This window comes from Streptomyces sp. NPDC006335 (assembly GCF_040612795.1).
Lineage (GTDB): Bacteria > Actinomycetota > Actinomycetes > Streptomycetales > Streptomycetaceae > Streptomyces.
Genome location: NZ_JBEXQX010000001.1, coordinates 414,762 through 432,102, shown reverse-complemented (window position 1 = coordinate 432,102; position 17,341 = coordinate 414,762). Strand labels below are relative to the sequence as shown.

Sequence of the window (17,341 nt, the reverse complement as noted above, 5' to 3'; positions counted from 1 at the left end):
CGCGTAGTTCCCCGCGCCCCTAGGGGCGCGTCCGTCAGCGAATCGTGATCGTGATCGTCGAGCCCTTGGGGGCCTTGTCGCCACCCTCCACCGACTGCTTCTTCACCGTGTCGCCGAACAAGCCCAGCAGGCCGCGGTCCTCGTCGACCTGGAAGCCCGCTGCCTCCAGCTCGGACTTGGCGTCGTCCACGCTGTCGCCCGTGACGTCGGGGACCTCGACCATCACCGGGCCCTTGGAGACCGTCAGCGTGACGGTGTCGCCGTCGGCCGCCTGGCTGTCGGCGGCCGGGGTCTGCTTGGCGACCTGGCCCGCGTCGAACTCGGAGTTGACCCGGGTGGTGGCGACCTCGACCTTCAGGCCGGCCTCCGCCAGATCGGCCTTGGCGTCGGCCAGGTCCTCGCCGGTGACGTCCGGGACGTCGACCGGGGCGCCCTTGCTGACGGTGAACGCGATGGCCGAGCCGGCGCGCAGTGTCGTGCCGCCCTCGGGGTCGGTGCTGATCACGAACCCCTTGGGGACGTCCTCGCTGAACTCCCGGGTGACCATGCCCGGCTCCAGCCCCTCCGTATTCAGCCGGGCTCTGGCCTTGCTCAGCGTCCACCCGTCCACGTCGGGCACCTTCACCGTCCGCGGCCCCCTGGAGAGGGTGATCGACACGGAGTCGTTGTTCCGTATCCGGGCGCCCACGTCCGGGTCCGTGCTGATGACGGTGCCGCGCTTCACGGTGTCGCTGTAGGCATACGTGATCTTGCCGGTCTCCAGGCCCGCCTGGTCCAGCCGGTCCCGGGCCTGTGCCTCGGTCTTGGCGAGGAGGGGCGGGACCTGGGTGAACTGGCCGGAGTTGATGTACCAGACGCCCGCTCCGAGCCCGAGGGCCAGCAGAACGGCCGCGACGATCAGGAGCGGGCCACGTCGGAGACCGCCGGAGGAGCGGCCCCGTCGGGTCGGCGGGGGCGGGGGGCTCTCCAGGACGCTGGTGCGGTGGTACCCCTGCTCGGGTCCGTCCTCGTCGACCGGCAGCAGGCGGGGCACGGTGAGTGAGCGCGGGATCACGCTCGTACGGTTCTCGGCGCCCGCGTACTCCGTGGCGAGCGCCTGCGGCGGCACCGCGTCGAGCTGGTCGGCGCTCAGCCTCCCGTAGGCCTCGCGGGTCTGCGCGAGCAGGGCCACGGCGTCGTACGGACGCAGGTCCGGGTTGCGGGCGGTGGCCGACGCGACCAGTTCGTCGAGTTCGTACGGCAGCCCCGGGACCACCGCCGAGGGGGGAGGGACGTCCTCGTGGAGGTGCTTGTAGAGGACTATCGCGGGGGAGTCGCCCTCGTGCGGCTGGCCGCCGGTCAGCATCTCGTACAGGACGACACCGCACGCGTACACGTCGACACGGGCGTCGGCGGTGCCCGGCTGCTCGATCTGCTCGGGTGAGAGATAGGACACGGTGCCGAGGACGGCCCCGGTGGTGCTGGTCACGGTGTCGACCGACCGTACGAGACCGAAGTCGGCGACCTTGACCCGGCCGTCGTCCCCTATGAGGACGTTCTCCGGCTTCATGTCCCGGTGCACGAAACCGGCGCGGTGCGCGGCCCCGAGCGCGGCGAGCACCGGCTCCAGGATGTCCAGGGCGGCGCGCGGCTGCAGGGCCCCGCGCTCGCGCAGCACGTCGCGCAGGGTGCAGCCGGCGACGTACTCCATGGCGAGGTACACGTACGACCCGTCGGTGCCCTGGTCGAAGACCTGCACGACGTTGGGGTGGGCGAGCCGGGCGACGGACTTGGCCTCCCGGATGAACCGCTCGACGAAGGCTCCGTCCGCCGCGAGCGCGGGGTGCATCACTTTGAGCGCGAGCACGCGGTCCAGACGGGTGTCCAGGGCCCGGTAGACCGTGGCCATCCCGCCGACCGCGATCCGCGCGTCCACGCGATAACGGGCGTCGAGCACCTGCCCGACCAGCGGGTCCTGAAGGGTCGTATCCACGCAGGCGAGTGTACGAGCCGTGGCTGACAGTCCCTCCGTTTCGGCCGGAACAGGGGCGGTACTGAAGCTGACCTGTGACGCGGATCGCACCTGGCCGTCTCCGGGGGACGGGGCCGTGCCGGTGTACGGTCCCGCCCGGCGCGGGGTCACTCGAAAGCCGGTCGCTCCGGGTCCAGCGCCGCCCTGCCCTCCCGGGGTGAGGACGCCTGCGCGAAATGCCGCCGGGGGATGCGGCCCGCCAGCCGTGCCAGCCGGCCCGCCTCCACCGCGTGCCGCATCGCACGCGCCATCAGCTCCGGCTCCTGCGCCCGCGTCACCGCCGAGGCGAGCATCACACCCGCGCACCCCAGTTCCATCGCCAGGGCCGCGTCCGAGGCCGTGCCCGCCCCCGCGTCCAGGATCACCGGCACGCGCGCGTGCTCGACGATCAACTGGAAGTTGTGCGGGTTGCGGATGCCCAGGCCCGAGCCGATCGGCGAGCCCAGCGGCATGATCGCCGCGCAGCCCACGTCCTCCAGCTTCCGGGCCAGCACCGGGTCGTCGTTCGTGTACGGCAGCACCGTGAAGCCGTCGTCGACCAGGGTCTCGGCCGCGTCCAGCAGCTCTATGGGGTCCGGCAGCAGGGTGCGCTCGTCGGCGATCACCTCCAGCTTCACCAGGTCGGTGCCGAGCGCCTCGCGCGCGAGGCGGGCCGTCAGGACGGCCTCCCCGGCGGTGAAACAGCCCGCCGTGTTCGGGAGCACCCGGATGCCGAGCTTCTCCAGCACGGACAGCACCGAGCCGTGCACCGCGGGGTTCACGCGCCGCATCGCGACCGTCGTCAGCTCGGTGCCGGAGGCGACCAGCGCCCGCTCCAGCACCTCCAGGCTGGGCGCCCCGCCCGTGCCCATGATCAGGCGGGACGAGAAGGACGTACCGCCGATGACGAAGGGATCGTCGGCCATGGGTCAGCCTCCTTGGACGGCGGTGAGGACTTCCACGCGGTCTCCCTCGGCCAGGGACGTCGAGGGCCACTCGGCGCGCGGGACGACGGTCTCGTTGAGCGCGGCGGCCACTCCGGAGGGCGCCGGCGTCAGTGCCCGTACGACGGTGTCGAGAGCCGTGCCGGGGGCGAACTCCCGCGGCTCGCCGTTGACGGAGATGTTCATGCCGGCTGCTCCACGGACTCCAGGAAACGCCTCGGGGTGAACGGGCGGGCCTCCTCCGGCAGTTCACCGGTGGTCAGCGCGTGCGCCATCGCGTCCCCGGTGACCGGCGTCAGCAGCACGCCGTTGCGGTAGTGCCCGGTGGCCAGCAGGAGACCGGGAAGGTCCGTCGGGCCGAGCAGCGGGGCGTTGTCCGGGGAGCCCGGGCGCAGTCCCGCGCGGGTCTCCGTCAGCGGCAGTTCGGTGATGCCGGGGACCAGTTCGTGCGCGTCCCGCAGCAGTTCGTACACCCCGCCCGCGGTCACCGTGGTGTCCCAGCCCAGCTCCTCGCTGGTCGCGCCGATCACCAGCTCGCCGCTCTCGCGCGGCACCAGGTAGACCTGGCTGCCGCGCACCACGGCCCGCACGGTACGGCTCAGGAAGGGCGCGAGCCGCGGCGGCACGGTCAGTCTCAGCACCTGCCCCTTCACGGGCCGTACGGGGGGCAGGAGGGCCTGTGGGACCCCCTCCAGGCGGCCGCTGAGGCTTCCGGCGGCGAGCACCACCTGGTCCGCCCCCAGTTCCTCGCCGTCCGTGGTGGCGACCCCGGCCGCCCGGTCCCCCACGACGAGCAGACGTCGGGCCCAGGTGCGGTGGAACACCACACCCGCCCGCTCGCACGCGGCCAGCAACGCGCGCGTGAGCCGGCGCGGATCGATCTGGTGGTCGCCGTCCACCCGCAGCCCGCCCCGCACCCCCGGCGCGAGCATCGGCTCCAGGCGCCGGCACTCCCGGCCGGACAGCCACTCCGACTCCAGCCCCGACTGCCGCTGGAGCGCGTGCAGTTCGCGCAGGTGGGCGCGGTCGTCGGCGTCCAGGGCGACGGCGAGCGTGCCGCACCGGCGGTAACCGAGGTCGAGTCCGGTCAGCTCGGTGAGCTCGGCCGCGAAGTCGGGATAGCGCTGGGCGGAGGCGAGGTTCAGGCCCAGCAGGGTCTGCTCGCCGTAGTGCAGTTCGGTGACCGCGGCCAGCATCCCGGCGGCCACCTGGGCGGCCCCGCCGCCCGGTTCGGGATCCACGACGGCCGTGGTGAGACCGCGCTGCGCGGCCCGCCAGGCCGTGACCAGGCCGATGATGCCGCCCCCGACGACGAGGACGTCTGACGTACGTGAGGACATGGGCGTCCAGCCCCTCCCTTCGCCGGCATGACCCGGATCAGGTTCGTACGGTCGGAGGCCGCCAGCCTCCCTCTCAGCCCGGTACGTCCGGGCTCCCGCGAGTGCTCTACGTTGGCCACCCTAGCCCGTGCCCGTGCGCCTCTGTAAGGGAGCCCGCCCCCATGCCCCGCTCGCTCGACGGCCTCGTCCTCGCCCCCGTGGCCGATCAGGCCCCAGGTCAGGTGGGTACGCGGACCCGGTTCACGTACCACGAGAAGGACGGGGAGATCTGGGCCGAGTACGAGGGCGGCGACGTCGTCCGCGGACATCTGGTCGGCACGCGCGCGGGGGACCGTCTCGACTTCCGCTACGTCCAGCTCAAGCACGACGGGACGACGTCCTGCGGCCACTGCGTCTCGACGGTCGTGGAACTCCCCGACGGCCGGGTGCGGCTGGAGGAGACATGGGAGTGGGAGTCGCAGGCCGGCAGCGGGACGAGCGTTGTGGAGCAGGTCACTGCGCACGAGTCCTGACTGACTGATTGTCAGGTGACTATGGTGATCAAATGAGCGAGCAGACGCAGGCGCAGCGGCGGGTGGTCGTGGTCGGCGCGGGCATGGCCGGGGTGCAGACCGCGGTCGCGCTGCGCGAGCAGGGCTTCTCGGGAACCGTCACGATCATCGGCGCGGAACCCCACCAGCCGTACGACCGTCCGCCGCTCTCCAAGGCCGTGCTGCTCGGCAAGGCCGAGGGCTCCGCCTTCGACGTGGACTTCGAGGCCCTCGGCATCGAACTGCTGCTCGGCCGCGAGGTGCTGGGCGTGCGTCCCGACGCACACGAACTGGACACCGAGGCCGGGCCCTTCCCGTACGACGTCCTGGTCATCGCCACCGGTGCCGAACCGATCCGGCTGCCGGGCACGGAGGGCGTGCCCGGCGTGCATCTGCTGCGCACCCTGGACGACGCCGAGCGGCTGCGCCCCGTGCTCGCCCGGCAGCACGACATCGTGGTCGTCGGCGCGGGCTGGATCGGCGCCGAGTTCGCCACCGCCGCGCGCGAGGCGGGCTGCGCGGTGACGGTCGTGGAGGCCGCCGACCGGCCGCTCGCGGGCGCGCTGCCCGCCGAGGTGGCCGCTCCGATGGCCTCCTGGTATGCGGACGCGGGGGCCGTGCTGCGCACACGCGCGCGTGTGGAGCGCGTCGAGCCCGGCGCGGTCGTCCTGGACGACGGCTCCCGGGTGCCCGCGGGCGCGGTCGTGGTCGGTATCGGCGCCCGGCCCGCCACGGCCTGGCTCGCCGGTTCGGGCATCGAGCTCGGCGCCCACCGCGAGGTCCTCGCCGACGAACGGCTGCGCACCTCCGCCCCGGACGTCTACGCGGTCGGCGACTGCGCCTCCTTCCCCTCGGGGAGGTACGGCGAGCGCCTGCTGGTCCACCACTGGGACAACGCCCTCCAGGGCCCTCGCACGGTGGCCGCCGACATCCTGGGGGAGGCCCCCACGGTCTACGACCCGGTCCCGTACTTCTGGTCCGAGCAGTTCGGCCGCTTCGTCCAGTACGCCGGGCACCACGCGTCCGCCGACACCACCCTGTGGCGCGGCGAGCCGTCCGGTCCCGCCTGGACGGTGTGCTGGCTGCGCGAGAACCGCCTGGTGGCCCTCCTGGCGGTGGGCCGCCCCCGCGACCTGGCCCAGGGACGACGGCTCATCGAGGCGGGCACGGAGATGGACCCGGAGCTGCTGGTGGACCCGGCGAGGCCGATGAAGGCGGCGACGGCGTAAGCGGCGAACGCGCGACGGCTCGGGCTGCCTGCTGTGACATCTCGGGCGGAGGGCCGCCGGTGGTGGGCGGCAGGGGTCCGGCGGCGGCGCTGGAGGCGGGCGGCGGCTGGGCGGCCGCTGCCTGCTGTGGCGGGCCGGGTGGAGGTCCGGCGGTGTCTGCCCGCCCCACTGAGGCGCCGGCCGGGTGGCTCGGGTCGGCTGCTGCCTGCTGTGATGGGCCGAGTGGAGGTCCGGCGGTGCTTGGCGGCCTGGACGCGGCGAGGTTGCTGGGGGTGGCGGGTGCTGGCGGAGCGGCTCGGGCCGGTGCTGCCTGCTGTGGCGGGCCGGGGGAGTAGTCCGGCGCTGTTGGCGGCCCGGACGCGGCGAGGTTCCTGAAGGCGGCGGCGTGGGCGGCGGCTGGGCGGCTCGGGTCGGCTGCTGCCTGCTGTGATGGCCCGGGTGGAGGTCCGGCGGTGCTTGGAAGCCCGGACGCGGCGAGGTTCCTGAAGGCGGCTGGGCGGCTGGGCGGCTAGGCGGTCGGGGCGGCCGCTGGCTGCTGTGGCGGGCCGGGTGGGCGGTGTTTGGCCGTCCGGACCCGGCGAGACACCGAGGCGCCGGCCTGGTGGCTCGGGTCGGCTGCTTGATCCGCCGGGCGGAGTCCGCCGGGGCCTGGCGTCCCGGACGCGCCCGGTTACGCAGCAGTCCGTACCCGGCGATCACGCCCCGTCCCCCCGCCGGAGGCGCCCCGGGTCGCCGGGGCCCGGTGTCCCGGACGCGCCCGGTTCCGCGGCAGGCCGTACCCCGGCGATCACGCCCCCGTTCCCCCGCCGTGCCCCGGCGATCACGCCCCCGTTCCCCCGCCGGAGGCGCCCCGGCTTCCGACTGTCAGTGCGGGATGGCACGCTTAATCCCGTGACCGAGATTGACGCAAAGATCGATGCTCTCGTCCCCGCCTGGCTCACCCTCCCCGACATCGCAGAGATGCTCGACGTCGAGGTGACGCGTGTACGGCAGCTGGTCAAGGAGGGCCAGCTCATCGCCGTACGCCGTGGTGAGAACCGCGCGCTGCACGTCCCCGCCGCCTTCATCGACGGGGCTGAGCAGAAGGTCGTCAAGGGCCTGGTCGGGACCCTGACGCTCCTGAGGGACGACGGCTTCACCGACGAAGAGATGCTGGAGTGGCTCTTCACGCCCGACGACAGCCTGCCCGGCACCCCCGCGCAGGCCCTGAGCGAGAATCGCGGCACGGAGGTGAAGCGCCGGGCCCAGGCGCTCGCCGTCTGATCCGAACCACACCGGCGTACGGGCCGTGACCACCGAGGCCACGGCCGCGGTCCCGCACGGCCCGTACGCCACCGAACCCCGGGGGAGACACACGTATGCCCGACACCGCCCGCACCCAGCTCGCCGACGCCCGCGTCTACCTGTGCACGGACGCCCGCAGGCGCCAGGGCGACCTCGCCGAGTTCCTGGACGCGGTCCTGGCCGGCGGTGTCGACATCGTGCAACTGCGGGACAAGGGCATGGAGGCGGCCGAGGAACTGGAGCATCTCCAGGTCTTCGCCGACGCCTGCGCGCGGCACGGCAAGCTCCTCGCGGTCAACGACCGGGCCGACGTCGCCCACGCGGCCGCCGCCGACGTACTGCACCTGGGCCAGGGGGATCTGCCCGTCCCCGCCGCCCGCGCGATCCTCGGCGACGGCATCCTCATAGGCCGTTCCACCCACGCCGAGGCGGAGGCCGCCGCGGCCGCCGTGCAGGACGGCGTGGACTACTTCTGCACCGGCCCCTGCTGGCCGACCCCCACCAAGCCCGGCCGGCACGCCCCCGGCCTCGACCTGGTCCGCCACACCGCCGCGCTCGGCACCGACCGCCCCTGGTTCGCCATCGGCGGCATCGACCTCGGCAACCTCGACGAGGTCCTGGAGGCGGGCGCCCGCCGGGTCGTCGTCGTCCGGGCGATCACCGAGGCGGACGATCCGGGCGCGACCGCCGCGGAGTTCGCGAAGCGGTTGCGTGACACGCGGTGACGGACCGCCGGTGGCCGGTCGCATGATCGGCCCGGTGTCCGAGGGGTGGACAACAAGTCGACAAAACGGGCAAATTTCCCTGTTCTGGTTGGGTGACCGTCGCCCCCTGGCTAACCTGCCGGTATGGCCCTAGGAACCGCATCCACCAGGACTGACCGCGCACGCACCGTGCGCGACATGCTCGCCGCGGGCAAGACGACGTACTCCTTCGAGTTCTCGGCGCCCAAGACCCCCAAGGGCGAGCGGAGCCTGTGGACCGCGCTCCGGAGGGTCGAGGCGGTCGCCCCGGACTTCGTCTCCGTCACGTACGGCGCCGGCGGTTCCACCCGTGCGGGCACCGTCAAGGAGACTCAGCAGATCGTCGCGGACACCACCCTGACCCCGGTCGCCCACCTCACCGCGGTCAACCACTCCATCGCGGAGCTGCGCAACATCATCGGCCAGTACGCCGACGCGGGGATCCGCAACATGCTGGCCGTGCGCGGCGACCCGCCCGGCGACCCCATGGGCGACTGGCTGGCCCATCCCCAGGGTCTGACCTACGCCGCCGAACTCGTCCGGCTCATCAAGGAGTCGGGCGACTTCTGTGTCGGTGTCGCCGCCTTCCCGGAGATGCACCCGCGCTCCGCCGACTGGGACACCGACGTCGCGCACTTCGTCGACAAGTGCCGCGCCGGCGCCGACTACGCCATCACCCAGATGTTCTTCCAGCCGGAGTCGTATCTGCGGCTGCGTGACCGAGTCCACGCGGCCGGTTGCGACACCCCCGTCATTCCCGAGGTCATGCCGGTGACCAGCGTGCGGATGCTGGAGCGGCTCCCGCAGCTGAGCAACGCGAGCATCCCCTCCGTCCTGAAAGAGCGGATCCTCACAGCAAAGGACGATCCGGCCGCTGTACGCTCGATCGGAATCGAGTTCGCCACGGAGTTCTGCGCACGGCTGCTGTCCGAGGGAGTGCCCGGACTGCACTTCATCACGCTCAACAGCTCCACGGCGACGCTGGAAATCTACGAAAACCTGGGTCTGCACCATTCACCGCAGGCCTAGACCGGCCGCACGGATATACGACACACTGCGTAGCGGTCACTGGGAGAGGGGCGTACATGGGCTGGACGGTCCTCTACATCGCGTTCGGATTCGTCGCGCTGTGGCTGCTCGGCGAGGTGCTGCTGCAGTACAAGGCGCGGCTGCGCTGGCGGCTGCTCGCCTTCGTCGGTTTCCTCGGCGTGGTCCTCGGTGTCCTGATCCCGTCGGTGATCGTCATCGGCTTGGGCGCGATCGCCTTCGCGGTCGGCCAGACCTACGTCACCCTGTCGTTCCGCCGCGGCTTCGAGCAGGGCTGGGCGGTCAACCCGCCGGCCGCGCTGGGCGGTCTGACCGGCGGCAAGAAGAGCCGCCGGGAGCGTGGCCACGAGGAGCCCGGCCTGGAAGTCCCCGACCTGCGGACGGGTGACGCCTACGGCGACGAGGCCGGGTACGACCAGGGCCGGCCGGACACCGCCGGCTTCGGCCACGACGACGACTACGACCGCGACGACGTCTTCACGCCCGCGCGCTCCGCCGCCCCGACCGCCGCCGAGACCACCGCTGTCTACGAGCCGCAGCCCCTGCCCGACGACACCGGCTCGTACGGCGTCTACAACGACTCCGGCTACGCGGGCGACCAGTCCTACGCGGCCGCGGGCCAGACCCAGGACCAGTACGCGACGGCCGCCGCCGACCAGACCTACGGCTACGACGGCTACACCGGCTACGACCAGCAGCAGTACGGCTACGACCCGGCCGGACAGCAGCAGTACGCCGCCTACTCCGACCCGTACATCGGCACCCAGACCTACGGCGCGGGCTCGTACGACACCTCCTACGGCGGTCAGCAGCAGTTCGCCCAGCAGGGCTACGACCAGTACGGCGGGACGTACGGCGGCGAGACCCCGGCCGGCGGGGTGTGGGTGCCACAGCAGCGCACCGACGAGTCCTACGGCGGCGAACTCCCGCAGGAGCAGGGCTACTACCAGGACAACGGCGGCCAGGGACAGCAGAACCAGGGCCACGGGTACGACGAGCAGTACCGCTTCTGACGCCGGGCGGCGCCCCTCTCACTGAGAACCGCGGAACTCCGGCCCCTCCACGATCAGTCCGGCCACCAGCGCGCCCGACATGCCCGCGTGGGCGAGACCGCCGCCGGGATGCGACCAGCCACCGGCCGTGAACAGGCCCGGTATCGCCGTGCTGTTGGAGGGGTGCAGAGTGCCTTCGCCGCCCGCCAGTGAGGGCGGGGGAACGGCACCACCCTCGGCCCCCGTCTCCCGCTCGGTGTGCACGGGCGTCCGCAGCTCGCGCCACAGCACCCGCTCGCGCAGCCCCGGCATCGCCCGCTCGGCGGCGGCGACCATCTTGTCCGCGAAGGCGTCGGCGACACCGGGCGCGGCCCAGTCGTGCCCGAGTCCGCAGGGCACGGTCGCCGTCAGCACCACGGACTCGTGGTCCGCGTCGGGGCGCAGGGCGGGGTCGTCCGGCCGGTCGATCCGGACCGTGGGGTCCGGCGTCTTTCCGTGTCGGAACAGGTCCAACTCGTCCCCGGGGGCGGGGCCGTACACCACGGTGCGGTGCACGGCGTCCGGCTCCCGCGCGCCACGCAGGGCCAGGCACACCACGACCCGGCCCGGGTGCAGGTCCTCGGCGTCGGGCGGGACGTCCTTCGCGCCGTAGAGCTCACGACCCGGTACGAGCCCGCGCAGCCGCCAGGGTCCGGTGCCGACGACGGTGTCCGCCTCGACGACCGTCCCGTCGGCGAACTCCACCCCCGCCGCGCGGCCGTCCTTCTCCAGGACGCCCGTCACCTCGGCACCGAAGTGGAACTCGACCTTGCGCTGGACGCATCGCTCGTACACCCCCCGCGCCAACTCCCGCACACCGCCCCGGACATACCAGATTCCGAAGGCGTGCTCCATGTACGGGAGGATCGCGGCGCTCGCCGGAGCGGTGCCGGGGTCGACACCGTACGCGAGCGCGTGGCCGTCCAGCAGGGCCGCGAGGCGGGGGTCGCGCAGCTCCCAGGCGCCGATCTCGGCAAGGGTGCAGGCACGCCGGGTGCGCAGCAGCCGCTTGTGCGGCACCGCGGGGTAGGGCTCGCGCATCAGCACCGACCAGTTGGGCCACAGCGGCTCCTCCAGGAGCGGCCTGCGGGTGCGGTCCCAGGCCTCGCGGGCCCGGATGAGGAAGTCGCCCCAGCGATCCCCCGCGCCCTCGCCGAGGGCCTCCTCCAGAGCGGCGACCACTCCCGCGCGTGAGGCGTTCGGCAGGGACACCTCGGTGCCGTCCGTGAACACGTGCCGTGACGACGGGTCGACCTGGACCAGCTCGACGACCGACTCCAGCGGCTCCTTGCCGGTCTTGATGAACAGATCGCGGTAGACCGCGGGCAGGGTGAGCAGCCCCGGCCCGGTGTCGAACCCGAACCCGTCCCGCTCGAACCGGCGCACCGCTCCGCCGTACGTCTCCGTGCGCTCGTACACCGCCACCCGGTGGCCCGCGACGGCCAGCCGGGCAGCGGCCGCCATCGCGCCCATCCCGGCGCCGATCACCGCAATCCGTGCCATGCCTGCGACTTTATCGGCCGCCACTGACACTCCGGGCGCGGGCTGTCTCCGGCGGGGGCGGGGGCCAATGGCGGGGTGGCGGGTGGCGGCGTCGTGGTCGGTCGGGCGTAGTCAGGTCCTCGGAGGGGGGAGCCGTCTGCCGCGTGCGGTGGCGGTTGGGACGGAGGCGTTCCTGTGCCGTTTCAGTTGGTGCTGCTGGTCGCCTGCCCGCAGGAGCACTCAGTCGCCGGACGCCACCTGTGTGTTGCGGCGTACCGGCTCCTCGGCGCGCCGAAGGCAGTCAGCCGGGTGGTCGTCCCGTTCGGGCCGCGAGGCGTTTCTCCTCCCGGCGTTGGGCCCTGCGTCGGCGGAATCTCCGAATCCGGGAGATCAGGAAGAACAGCGCCAGGAGACCGGCGAGCAGCAGCGCGCCCGCGATGATCGCCGCCGCCTCCGGGTGGAACATCGCGAAGGTGACGATGCCGCCGACGCCCAGATCCTCCGCCAGGCTCAGGACGATGTTGCTGAAGGGCTCCGGGGAGGTGTTCACCGCCATGCGGGTCCCCGCCTTGACCGTGTGGCTGGCCAGCGCCGTCGAACCGCCCACCAGGCCCGCGACCACGTCGTTGAGCGAGCCGCTCTGCCCCGCGAGCAACGCCCCGACCCAGGCGCCGGCGACCGGCCGGACCACGGTGTGCACGGAGTCCCACGCCGAGTCGAGGTAGGGGATCTTGTCGGCCACCGCCTCACACAGGAACAGCACGCCGGCCAGGACGAGGACCTCGGGGCGCTGGAGGGTCTCGGGGACGTCGTCGCTCAGCCCGGTCGCGCCGAACACGCCGAGCAGCAGCACCACCGCGTACGCGTTGACGCCGCTGGCCCAGCCGCTGGTGAACACCAAGGGGAGTACGGACACGGACGCGATCGTAACCAGTCGGCCACAAGCCGTCCTGGGGATGAGCGCGCAGGACTGAGTACGCGTACCTAGGGTCTGAGATGAGTACGCGCGCGGATGGGCCCCGACCTGCGTGGACGAGAGAGTGGAGGCACGGCGAAGGGGCACGGCTCCGGCACCGGCGACACGGGGCGCCGGAACGGAGCCGCCCCGGATCCGCTCCTTCCGCCGGCCGAGGTCGGCGGGAGCGAGGCACGGGGGAACCCGGAAAGCGGGGGAACGACCGGACGGGGGCCCAACGGGGGGACACGGGGGGTACGGGGGGTACGGGGGAGAAGGCGCCGGTTCGAGGTGGCCCGCGGGGGACGCGGCCACAGCGGACCGGCGCTTTCGTGCGTCAGCGTGTCATCCCCTGCGCCCGCTCACCCGCCCCTGCAACAGCCGTGACAGCGCCGCGTGCACGTCGTCCAGGGAGCGCTCGGGCTGGAAGGACTGCCAGTCAAGGGCGGCCACCAGGACCATGCCGACCAGGGCGGCGGCGGTCAGCGGGACGTCGATCTCGTCGCTGAACTCGCCGTTCTCCACGCCCTCGCGCAGCACGTCCTCCACGACCGCCACGGCCTGCTGACGGACCACCATGAGCGTGGACTGCCAGGCCCTGTTGGTGCGCCACAGCTCGGCCACGTAGAGCTGGGTGAAGGCCGGGTAGCGGTCGATGAACACAAGACCCGCGCGGATCATCGCGTCCAGGGCGTCCACCTTGCCGCCCCCCGCGCGTGCCGTCGCTTCCGCCGCCTCCCGCAGAGAGGCGGTGAGCAGGCCCACGCCGTGCCGCAGCAGCTCCTCGAAGAGGACGGACTTGCTCGCGAAGTTGTAGTAGACCGTGCCCTTCGCGACTCCGGCGCGCTCGGCGATCTCGTCGACCGTGGTGGCGGAGAAGCCCTGCTCGGCGATGAGCGTGACGGCCGCCTCGTAGAGCTTCTGCCGGGTGGCCTCGCGGCGTGTGCTGACGCCCGCCGTGGCGCTGCTGCTTTCCATGCTCCTGATTCTCACAGGCGAGACCGGCCCTGAGGTCGTGGAAGGGCTCACAGGGTCAGCTCCGGGTGCAGCCGGTCCAGCGTCCACACCTGCCGGCGGCGGGCCGCTACGGCGGTCAGTGCGAGGGCCCCCGCGGTGAAGGCGAGGAGCACCAAGCACGCGTGCCACACCGGAGTGAGACCGCCGCCCGTGATGAGCCTCCTGAGGGCCTCGACGACGTAGCTCATCGGCAGGAAGGGGTGGATCGCGTTGAAGAAGCCCGGGCTGGTCTGGACGGGGTAGGTGCCGCCCGCGGACGTGAGCTGGAGCATCAGGAGGGCGAGGACGAGGATCCGGCCCGCCGCGCCGAAGCGTGCGTTCAGCCATTGGACGATCGCCGCGAAGCAGGCCGTCACCAGGAACAGGAAGCCCACGGTCCCGGCCGCCCGAGCCATCTGGAGGCCGATCGCCCAGTGCAGCACCGACATCAGGGACACCACCTGGAGCACCCCGATCGCCACCACGGGCAGCCATCCCGCCAGCGCTATCCGCCAGGCCCCGGCACCGGCGGCGAGCGCGCGCCGATTCATCGGCGTGATGAGCATGTACGCCACCATTGCGCCCACCCACAGCGACAGCGGGATGAAGTACGGGGCGAACCCGGTGCCGTAGTTCGGGGCCTTGTGCAGGTCCTTGGAGACCAGTTGGACCGGGTCGGACATCACGTCGGTGCGCCGGTCGCGGTCCTTCTTGTCGTAGTCCGGGATCCGCGAGGCACCGTCGTGCAGCCCGTCGGAGAGCTTCCCGGAGCCGTCGGCGAGCTTGTACATGCCGCCGCTCAGGGTGTCCGCCCCGGACTTGAGCCTGCCGACCCCCTCGTCCAGGTCCTGGGCGCCGGTCCTGGCGGTGCCGAGGCCGGAGTGGAGCGTCCTGGCGCCGGCGGCGACCTGGGAGGCGCCCTGGTTCAGCTTGTTGATCTTCGCTACGGCGTCGTCGAGGTCCTCGGACAGGCGGGGCGCCCGGTCGGCGAGGGTCCGGGCCTGCTGCTGGAGGGTGGCGAGTTGGCCGTCGAGCTTCTTCAGGTCGCCGTTCTGGTCGGCGATCAGGACGTTGACGTCGTCGGCGACCCTCGCCACGTCGGTGGCCGCCTGCCGGGCCTTCTTCAGGTCGGCGCAGGCCGCGTCCGGCAGCACAGGATCCGTGCAGCGCGCTTTGTAGACGGCGTTCAGGGTGTCGGCGGCCCTGTGCGCTCCCTCGGCGGCCGCCGGGGCGGTCCTCACCAGGGTGTCGAGGTTGTGGCGCACGGTCACGGTCGAGTCGGCGACGAGCCGGGCGGTGTCGCCGATGCTCTTCTCGTTCTCGTCGAGGAAGGGGCCCAGCTTGTCCGCGACCCCGTTGACCTTGTCGGCGAGGCTCCGGGTGCCGGCGGCGACCTGCTGGGCGCCGTCCGCGAGGTCACCCGAGCCCGTGTCGAGCTTCGCCAGCCCGTCGGAGAGCCTGCCGCTGCCCGCCTGGGCCTCCTGGAGGCCCGTGGCGAGGTCCTGGGACCCCTTCTCCGCCTTGCCGATGCCGCCCTCCAGGTCGTCGGCCCCGTTCGCGGCCTTCACCGTGGCGCCGTGGATGTCGGAGAAGGAGATGAAGATCCGGTCCAGGAAGGACCGCGACGCCTTGGTGGACGCGGCTTGGCGCACCTCGGCGAAGACCGTCCGCGAGATCTGCCCCACGATGTAGTTGTTGGAGTCGTTCGTACGGACCTGGAGCGCGCCGGTCTCGGGGGAGTCACCCGCGCTGGAGGCGATCCGTCGGCTGAAGTCGGTCGGCATGGTGAGCGACAGGTAATAGGTGCCGTTCTCGACGCCCTCGCGCGCCTCGGCGGCGCCGACCTCGTGCCACTCGAAGGTGTCGCTCTCGCGCAGCCCCTTGGTGAGGTCGTCGCCCGCGGTGAGCTTCTTCCCGTCGGCGGTGGCGCCCTTGTCGTCGTTCACGAGGGCGACCGGGATGCGGTCAAGGCGGCCGTAGGGGTCCCAGAAGGACCACAGGTACAGGGCGCCGTACAGCAGCGGCAGCACCAGCAGGGCCACCAGGGCGGCGCGCGGCAGCTTCCCCCTGCCGAAGCGGCGCAGCTCAAGCGCGGCCAGTCTCGGCGAACGCATCCGTCGTCTCCTCACTGGTCTCGTCCTTGTCGGCTTCCGGCCGCGTGGACACCTTCACCGCGTCCTCGGGGGCCGCGCTGCACACCGCCATGACCGTCGTCCCGGCCGCGGCCAGGGACCTGAGCAGCGCCCAGGCCTCGGAGCGTTCGGCGTCCGACAGCTTCAGGTCCAGGTCGTCGACGGCCAGCAGCCGTGGACGGCCGATCAGCGCCAGGGCGATCGACAGCCGCAGTGCTTCCAGACGTTCCAGATCGCGTACGGCGGTTCGCGCGCCCTTGGGCAGTGCCTCCCGGTCGAGCCCGGCGGCCGCCAGCGCGGTGTCGATCCGCAGCTCCGCCTCGGCCCTGCGCTCCTCGCGCGGCCGCAGCAGGGCGCGCACCGAGTCGCCGAACCGGCGCTGCAGCAGCGCCCGTTCGCGCAGGTGCTCCCCGACGGTCAGGGCCGGGTCGAGGTCGGTGACGCCGTCGACGTTGGCCGGCGCGCTGAACCGGCGCACCGTCGCGAGCTGCTTCGGCAGCCGTGCCCCGCCTACGGTCGCCGTCCCCTCGGTGGCCTTCATCCGCCCGGTGAGCGCGAGCAGCAGGCTCGTCCGACCGGACCCCGAGGGCCCCTCCACGGCGATCAACGCGCCGGGCTCCGCGGTGAGGTCGATCCCGCGGAACGCCCAGCCGCGAGGTCCCTTCAGACCGAAACGCTCGGCCGTGACTGCGACTCCGTCCACGGCCACCCCCTGATCTTCTTGAATCGAGAACTTTTTGAACTGACTGGTCAGTGCAAAAACTAACCCGAACCTTCGATCGAAGCAAAAGCCCAGGTCAGAACGGATTGTCAGTGGCATACCTCACGATGGGCACATACGGCACTCCGTAGCGGGAGACGCCGTCAACCAGACGACAGGAGGTTCGTCATGGCCAGCTACCACGCAGCCGCCGCCCGTCGGCGCCGCGCCACCGGCCCTGCCCCCTCACTGACCGGCCCGGCGAGCGACGTCCACCCCGTGCTGCGCCGGGCGACGGCCCCGCCCGCCGCCCTCGACCTGCTCGCCCAGGCCCGCGCCGGCCTCGACGAGGCCTCGGCGCTGGAGACGCCGAACGAGCGCTATGCGACGGCCCATCTCGCCGCCCTGCGCACCGCGGCCGCCGTGCTCGCCGCCCGGGGACGCCCGGAGCCCACGCCCCGACGCCGCGCCAAGATCCGCAGCGCCTGGGAAGTGCTCCCCGAGATAGCGCCGGAGCTCACCGAGTGGAGCGCGCTGTTCGCCTCCGGGGCCCGGCGCCGCGCTCGGGCCGAGGCGGGCATCCAGGGCGCGGCCAGCCGCCGGGACGCGGACGACCTCATACGCGACGTGGCGATGTTCCTGCGCCTGGTCGAGCGGATGCTGGTGCTCCAGCCGGTCCTGCCACAGCCACGCCAGGACGCGGACCAGCCGGAGGGCGGCGACGACGGCACCGACCGCGGCCGCGACTTTCCGGACGCCGGGTGACTGGATGAGCGGTGCACCGCGCGCCGGGGGTCGCCGGGGCAGCTGTACGAGGCCGGGGGCGCCGTACCGGAAGGGCCACCGGGTCCGGCGTTCGAGATGTGCGGCGGGCGTGCCGCCGGAGTGACCAGGTGGGGCACCGGAGGCAATAGGGTGGAGGACGCCTGAAGCCTTCC

16 protein-coding genes and 1 riboswitch are annotated in these 17,341 nt (G+C 72.6%); of the genes, 7 read left to right on the top strand and 9 right to left on the bottom strand.

Features of this window, described 5'->3' with window-relative positions; translation table 11 throughout:
• Positions 1 to 34: 34 nt before the first annotated feature.
• From pknB to thiO, 4 genes are all read right to left on the bottom strand, one after another.
• On the bottom strand, positions 35 to 1,972 hold the full coding sequence (gene pknB, locus ABZ098_RS02000; protein WP_356586267.1) for a Stk1 family PASTA domain-containing Ser/Thr kinase: 1,938 nt from the start codon (positions 1,970 to 1,972) through the stop codon (positions 35 to 37).
• 146 nt (positions 1,973 to 2,118) lie between these two features.
• Positions 2,119 to 2,916 carry a thiazole synthase gene (locus ABZ098_RS01995; RefSeq protein WP_356586265.1) on the bottom strand — a complete coding sequence of 266 codons (798 nt, stop codon included), beginning with the start codon at positions 2,914 to 2,916 and terminating at the stop codon, positions 2,119 to 2,121.
• 3 nt (positions 2,917 to 2,919) lie between these two features.
• Positions 2,920 to 3,120, bottom strand: a complete 201-nt coding sequence (gene thiS, locus ABZ098_RS01990; protein WP_053846839.1) for a sulfur carrier protein ThiS — start codon at positions 3,118 to 3,120, stop codon at positions 2,920 to 2,922.
• Positions 3,117 to 4,274 carry a glycine oxidase ThiO gene (thiO, locus tag ABZ098_RS01985; RefSeq protein ID WP_356586263.1) on the bottom strand — a complete coding sequence of 386 codons (1,158 nt, stop codon included), beginning with the start codon at positions 4,272 to 4,274 and terminating at the stop codon, positions 3,117 to 3,119. Before thiO ends, thiS begins: the two co-directional genes overlap by 4 nt.
• Positions 4,272 to 4,383, bottom strand: a riboswitch (TPP riboswitch). It overlaps the preceding gene by 3 nt.
• A 52-nt stretch (positions 4,384 to 4,435) precedes the next feature.
• On the opposite strand from thiO, the gene ABZ098_RS01980 reads away from it, so the two are divergent.
• From ABZ098_RS01980 to ABZ098_RS01955, 6 genes are all read left to right on the top strand, one after another.
• Positions 4,436 to 4,786 carry a hypothetical protein gene (locus tag ABZ098_RS01980; protein WP_356586261.1) on the top strand — a complete coding sequence of 117 codons (351 nt, stop codon included), beginning with the start codon at positions 4,436 to 4,438 and terminating at the stop codon, positions 4,784 to 4,786.
• Between the two features lie 32 nt (positions 4,787 to 4,818).
• Entirely contained in the window at positions 4,819 to 6,033 is a 1,215-nt protein-coding gene (locus tag ABZ098_RS01975) for an FAD-dependent oxidoreductase (protein ID WP_356586259.1), read from the top strand.
• A gap of 891 nt (positions 6,034 to 6,924) precedes the next feature.
• The gene (locus tag ABZ098_RS01970; protein WP_037719469.1) at positions 6,925 to 7,296 is read left to right on the top strand and encodes an Rv2175c family DNA-binding protein; all 372 of its coding nucleotides are present in this window, start codon (positions 6,925 to 6,927) and stop codon (positions 7,294 to 7,296) included.
• Positions 7,297 to 7,391: 95 nt separating this feature from the next.
• Positions 7,392 to 8,042 (top strand): thiamine phosphate synthase, encoded by a 651-nt coding sequence (gene thiE, locus ABZ098_RS01965; RefSeq protein ID WP_356586257.1) that lies wholly within the window; start codon positions 7,392 to 7,394, stop codon positions 8,040 to 8,042.
• A 123-nt stretch (positions 8,043 to 8,165) separates the two neighbouring features.
• Entirely contained in the window at positions 8,166 to 9,089 is a 924-nt protein-coding gene (gene metF, locus ABZ098_RS01960) for a methylenetetrahydrofolate reductase [NAD(P)H] (protein ID WP_356586255.1), read from the top strand.
• 56 nt (positions 9,090 to 9,145) lie between these two features.
• On the top strand, positions 9,146 to 10,120 hold the full coding sequence (locus ABZ098_RS01955; protein ID WP_356586253.1) for a hypothetical protein: 975 nt from the start codon (positions 9,146 to 9,148) through the stop codon (positions 10,118 to 10,120).
• An 18-nt stretch (positions 10,121 to 10,138) separates the two neighbouring features.
• Here ABZ098_RS01955 and ABZ098_RS01950 read toward each other — a convergent pair whose 3' ends face one another.
• The 5 genes from ABZ098_RS01950 to ABZ098_RS01930 all read right to left on the bottom strand — a co-directional run bounded on the left by ABZ098_RS01950 (position 10,139) and on the right by ABZ098_RS01930 (position 16,412).
• On the bottom strand, positions 10,139 to 11,641 hold the full coding sequence (locus ABZ098_RS01950) for an NAD(P)/FAD-dependent oxidoreductase (protein WP_356586252.1): 1,503 nt from the start codon (positions 11,639 to 11,641) through the stop codon (positions 10,139 to 10,141).
• 280 nt (positions 11,642 to 11,921) lie between these two features.
• Entirely contained in the window at positions 11,922 to 12,536 is a 615-nt protein-coding gene (locus ABZ098_RS01945; protein WP_356586250.1) for a DUF4126 domain-containing protein, read from the bottom strand.
• Between the two features lie 384 nt (positions 12,537 to 12,920).
• Positions 12,921 to 13,553, bottom strand: coding sequence for a TetR/AcrR family transcriptional regulator (locus tag ABZ098_RS01940; RefSeq protein ID WP_053848170.1), 633 nt, complete (start codon positions 13,551 to 13,553; stop codon positions 12,921 to 12,923).
• A 47-nt stretch (positions 13,554 to 13,600) separates the two neighbouring features.
• Positions 13,601 to 15,685 carry a YhgE/Pip domain-containing protein gene (locus ABZ098_RS01935; protein ID WP_356586248.1) on the bottom strand — a complete coding sequence of 695 codons (2,085 nt, stop codon included), beginning with the start codon at positions 15,683 to 15,685 and terminating at the stop codon, positions 13,601 to 13,603.
• Complete coding sequence (locus tag ABZ098_RS01930) at positions 15,657 to 16,412, bottom strand: ATP-binding cassette domain-containing protein (RefSeq protein ID WP_356586246.1); 756 nt, start codon at positions 16,410 to 16,412, stop codon at positions 15,657 to 15,659. The genes ABZ098_RS01935 and ABZ098_RS01930 overlap by 29 nt, the downstream gene beginning before the upstream one ends.
• Positions 16,413 to 16,592: 180 nt before the next feature.
• Here ABZ098_RS01930 and ABZ098_RS01925 point away from each other — a divergent pair, with 180 nt between their 5' ends.
• Positions 16,593 to 17,168 carry an SAV_6107 family HEPN domain-containing protein gene (locus ABZ098_RS01925; RefSeq protein WP_356586244.1) on the top strand — a complete coding sequence of 192 codons (576 nt, stop codon included), beginning with the start codon at positions 16,593 to 16,595 and terminating at the stop codon, positions 17,166 to 17,168.
• Positions 17,169 to 17,341 lie beyond the last annotated feature (173 nt).

Coding starts and splice junctions, on each gene's coding strand:
- ABZ098_RS01995 (WP_356586265.1), bottom strand. CDS start 2,916: ATGGCCGACGATCCCTTCGTCATCGGCGGTACGTCCTTCTCGTCCCGC.
- thiS (WP_053846839.1), bottom strand. CDS start 3,120: ATGAACATCTCCGTCAACGGCGAGCCGCGGGAGTTCGCCCCCGGCACG.
- thiO (WP_356586263.1), bottom strand. CDS start 4,274: ATGTCCTCACGTACGTCAGACGTCCTCGTCGTCGGGGGCGGCATCATC.
- ABZ098_RS01980 (WP_356586261.1), top strand. CDS start 4,436: ATGCCCCGCTCGCTCGACGGCCTCGTCCTCGCCCCCGTGGCCGATCAG.
- ABZ098_RS01975 (WP_356586259.1), top strand. CDS start 4,819: ATGAGCGAGCAGACGCAGGCGCAGCGGCGGGTGGTCGTGGTCGGCGCG.
- thiE (WP_356586257.1), top strand. CDS start 7,392: ATGCCCGACACCGCCCGCACCCAGCTCGCCGACGCCCGCGTCTACCTG.
- metF (WP_356586255.1), top strand. CDS start 8,166: ATGGCCCTAGGAACCGCATCCACCAGGACTGACCGCGCACGCACCGTG.
- ABZ098_RS01955 (WP_356586253.1), top strand. CDS start 9,146: ATGGGCTGGACGGTCCTCTACATCGCGTTCGGATTCGTCGCGCTGTGG.
- ABZ098_RS01950 (WP_356586252.1), bottom strand. CDS start 11,641: ATGGCACGGATTGCGGTGATCGGCGCCGGGATGGGCGCGATGGCGGCC.
- ABZ098_RS01940 (WP_053848170.1), bottom strand. CDS start 13,553: ATGGAAAGCAGCAGCGCCACGGCGGGCGTCAGCACACGCCGCGAGGCC.
- ABZ098_RS01935 (WP_356586248.1), bottom strand. CDS start 15,685: ATGCGTTCGCCGAGACTGGCCGCGCTTGAGCTGCGCCGCTTCGGCAGG.
- ABZ098_RS01925 (WP_356586244.1), top strand. CDS start 16,593: ATGGCCAGCTACCACGCAGCCGCCGCCCGTCGGCGCCGCGCCACCGGC.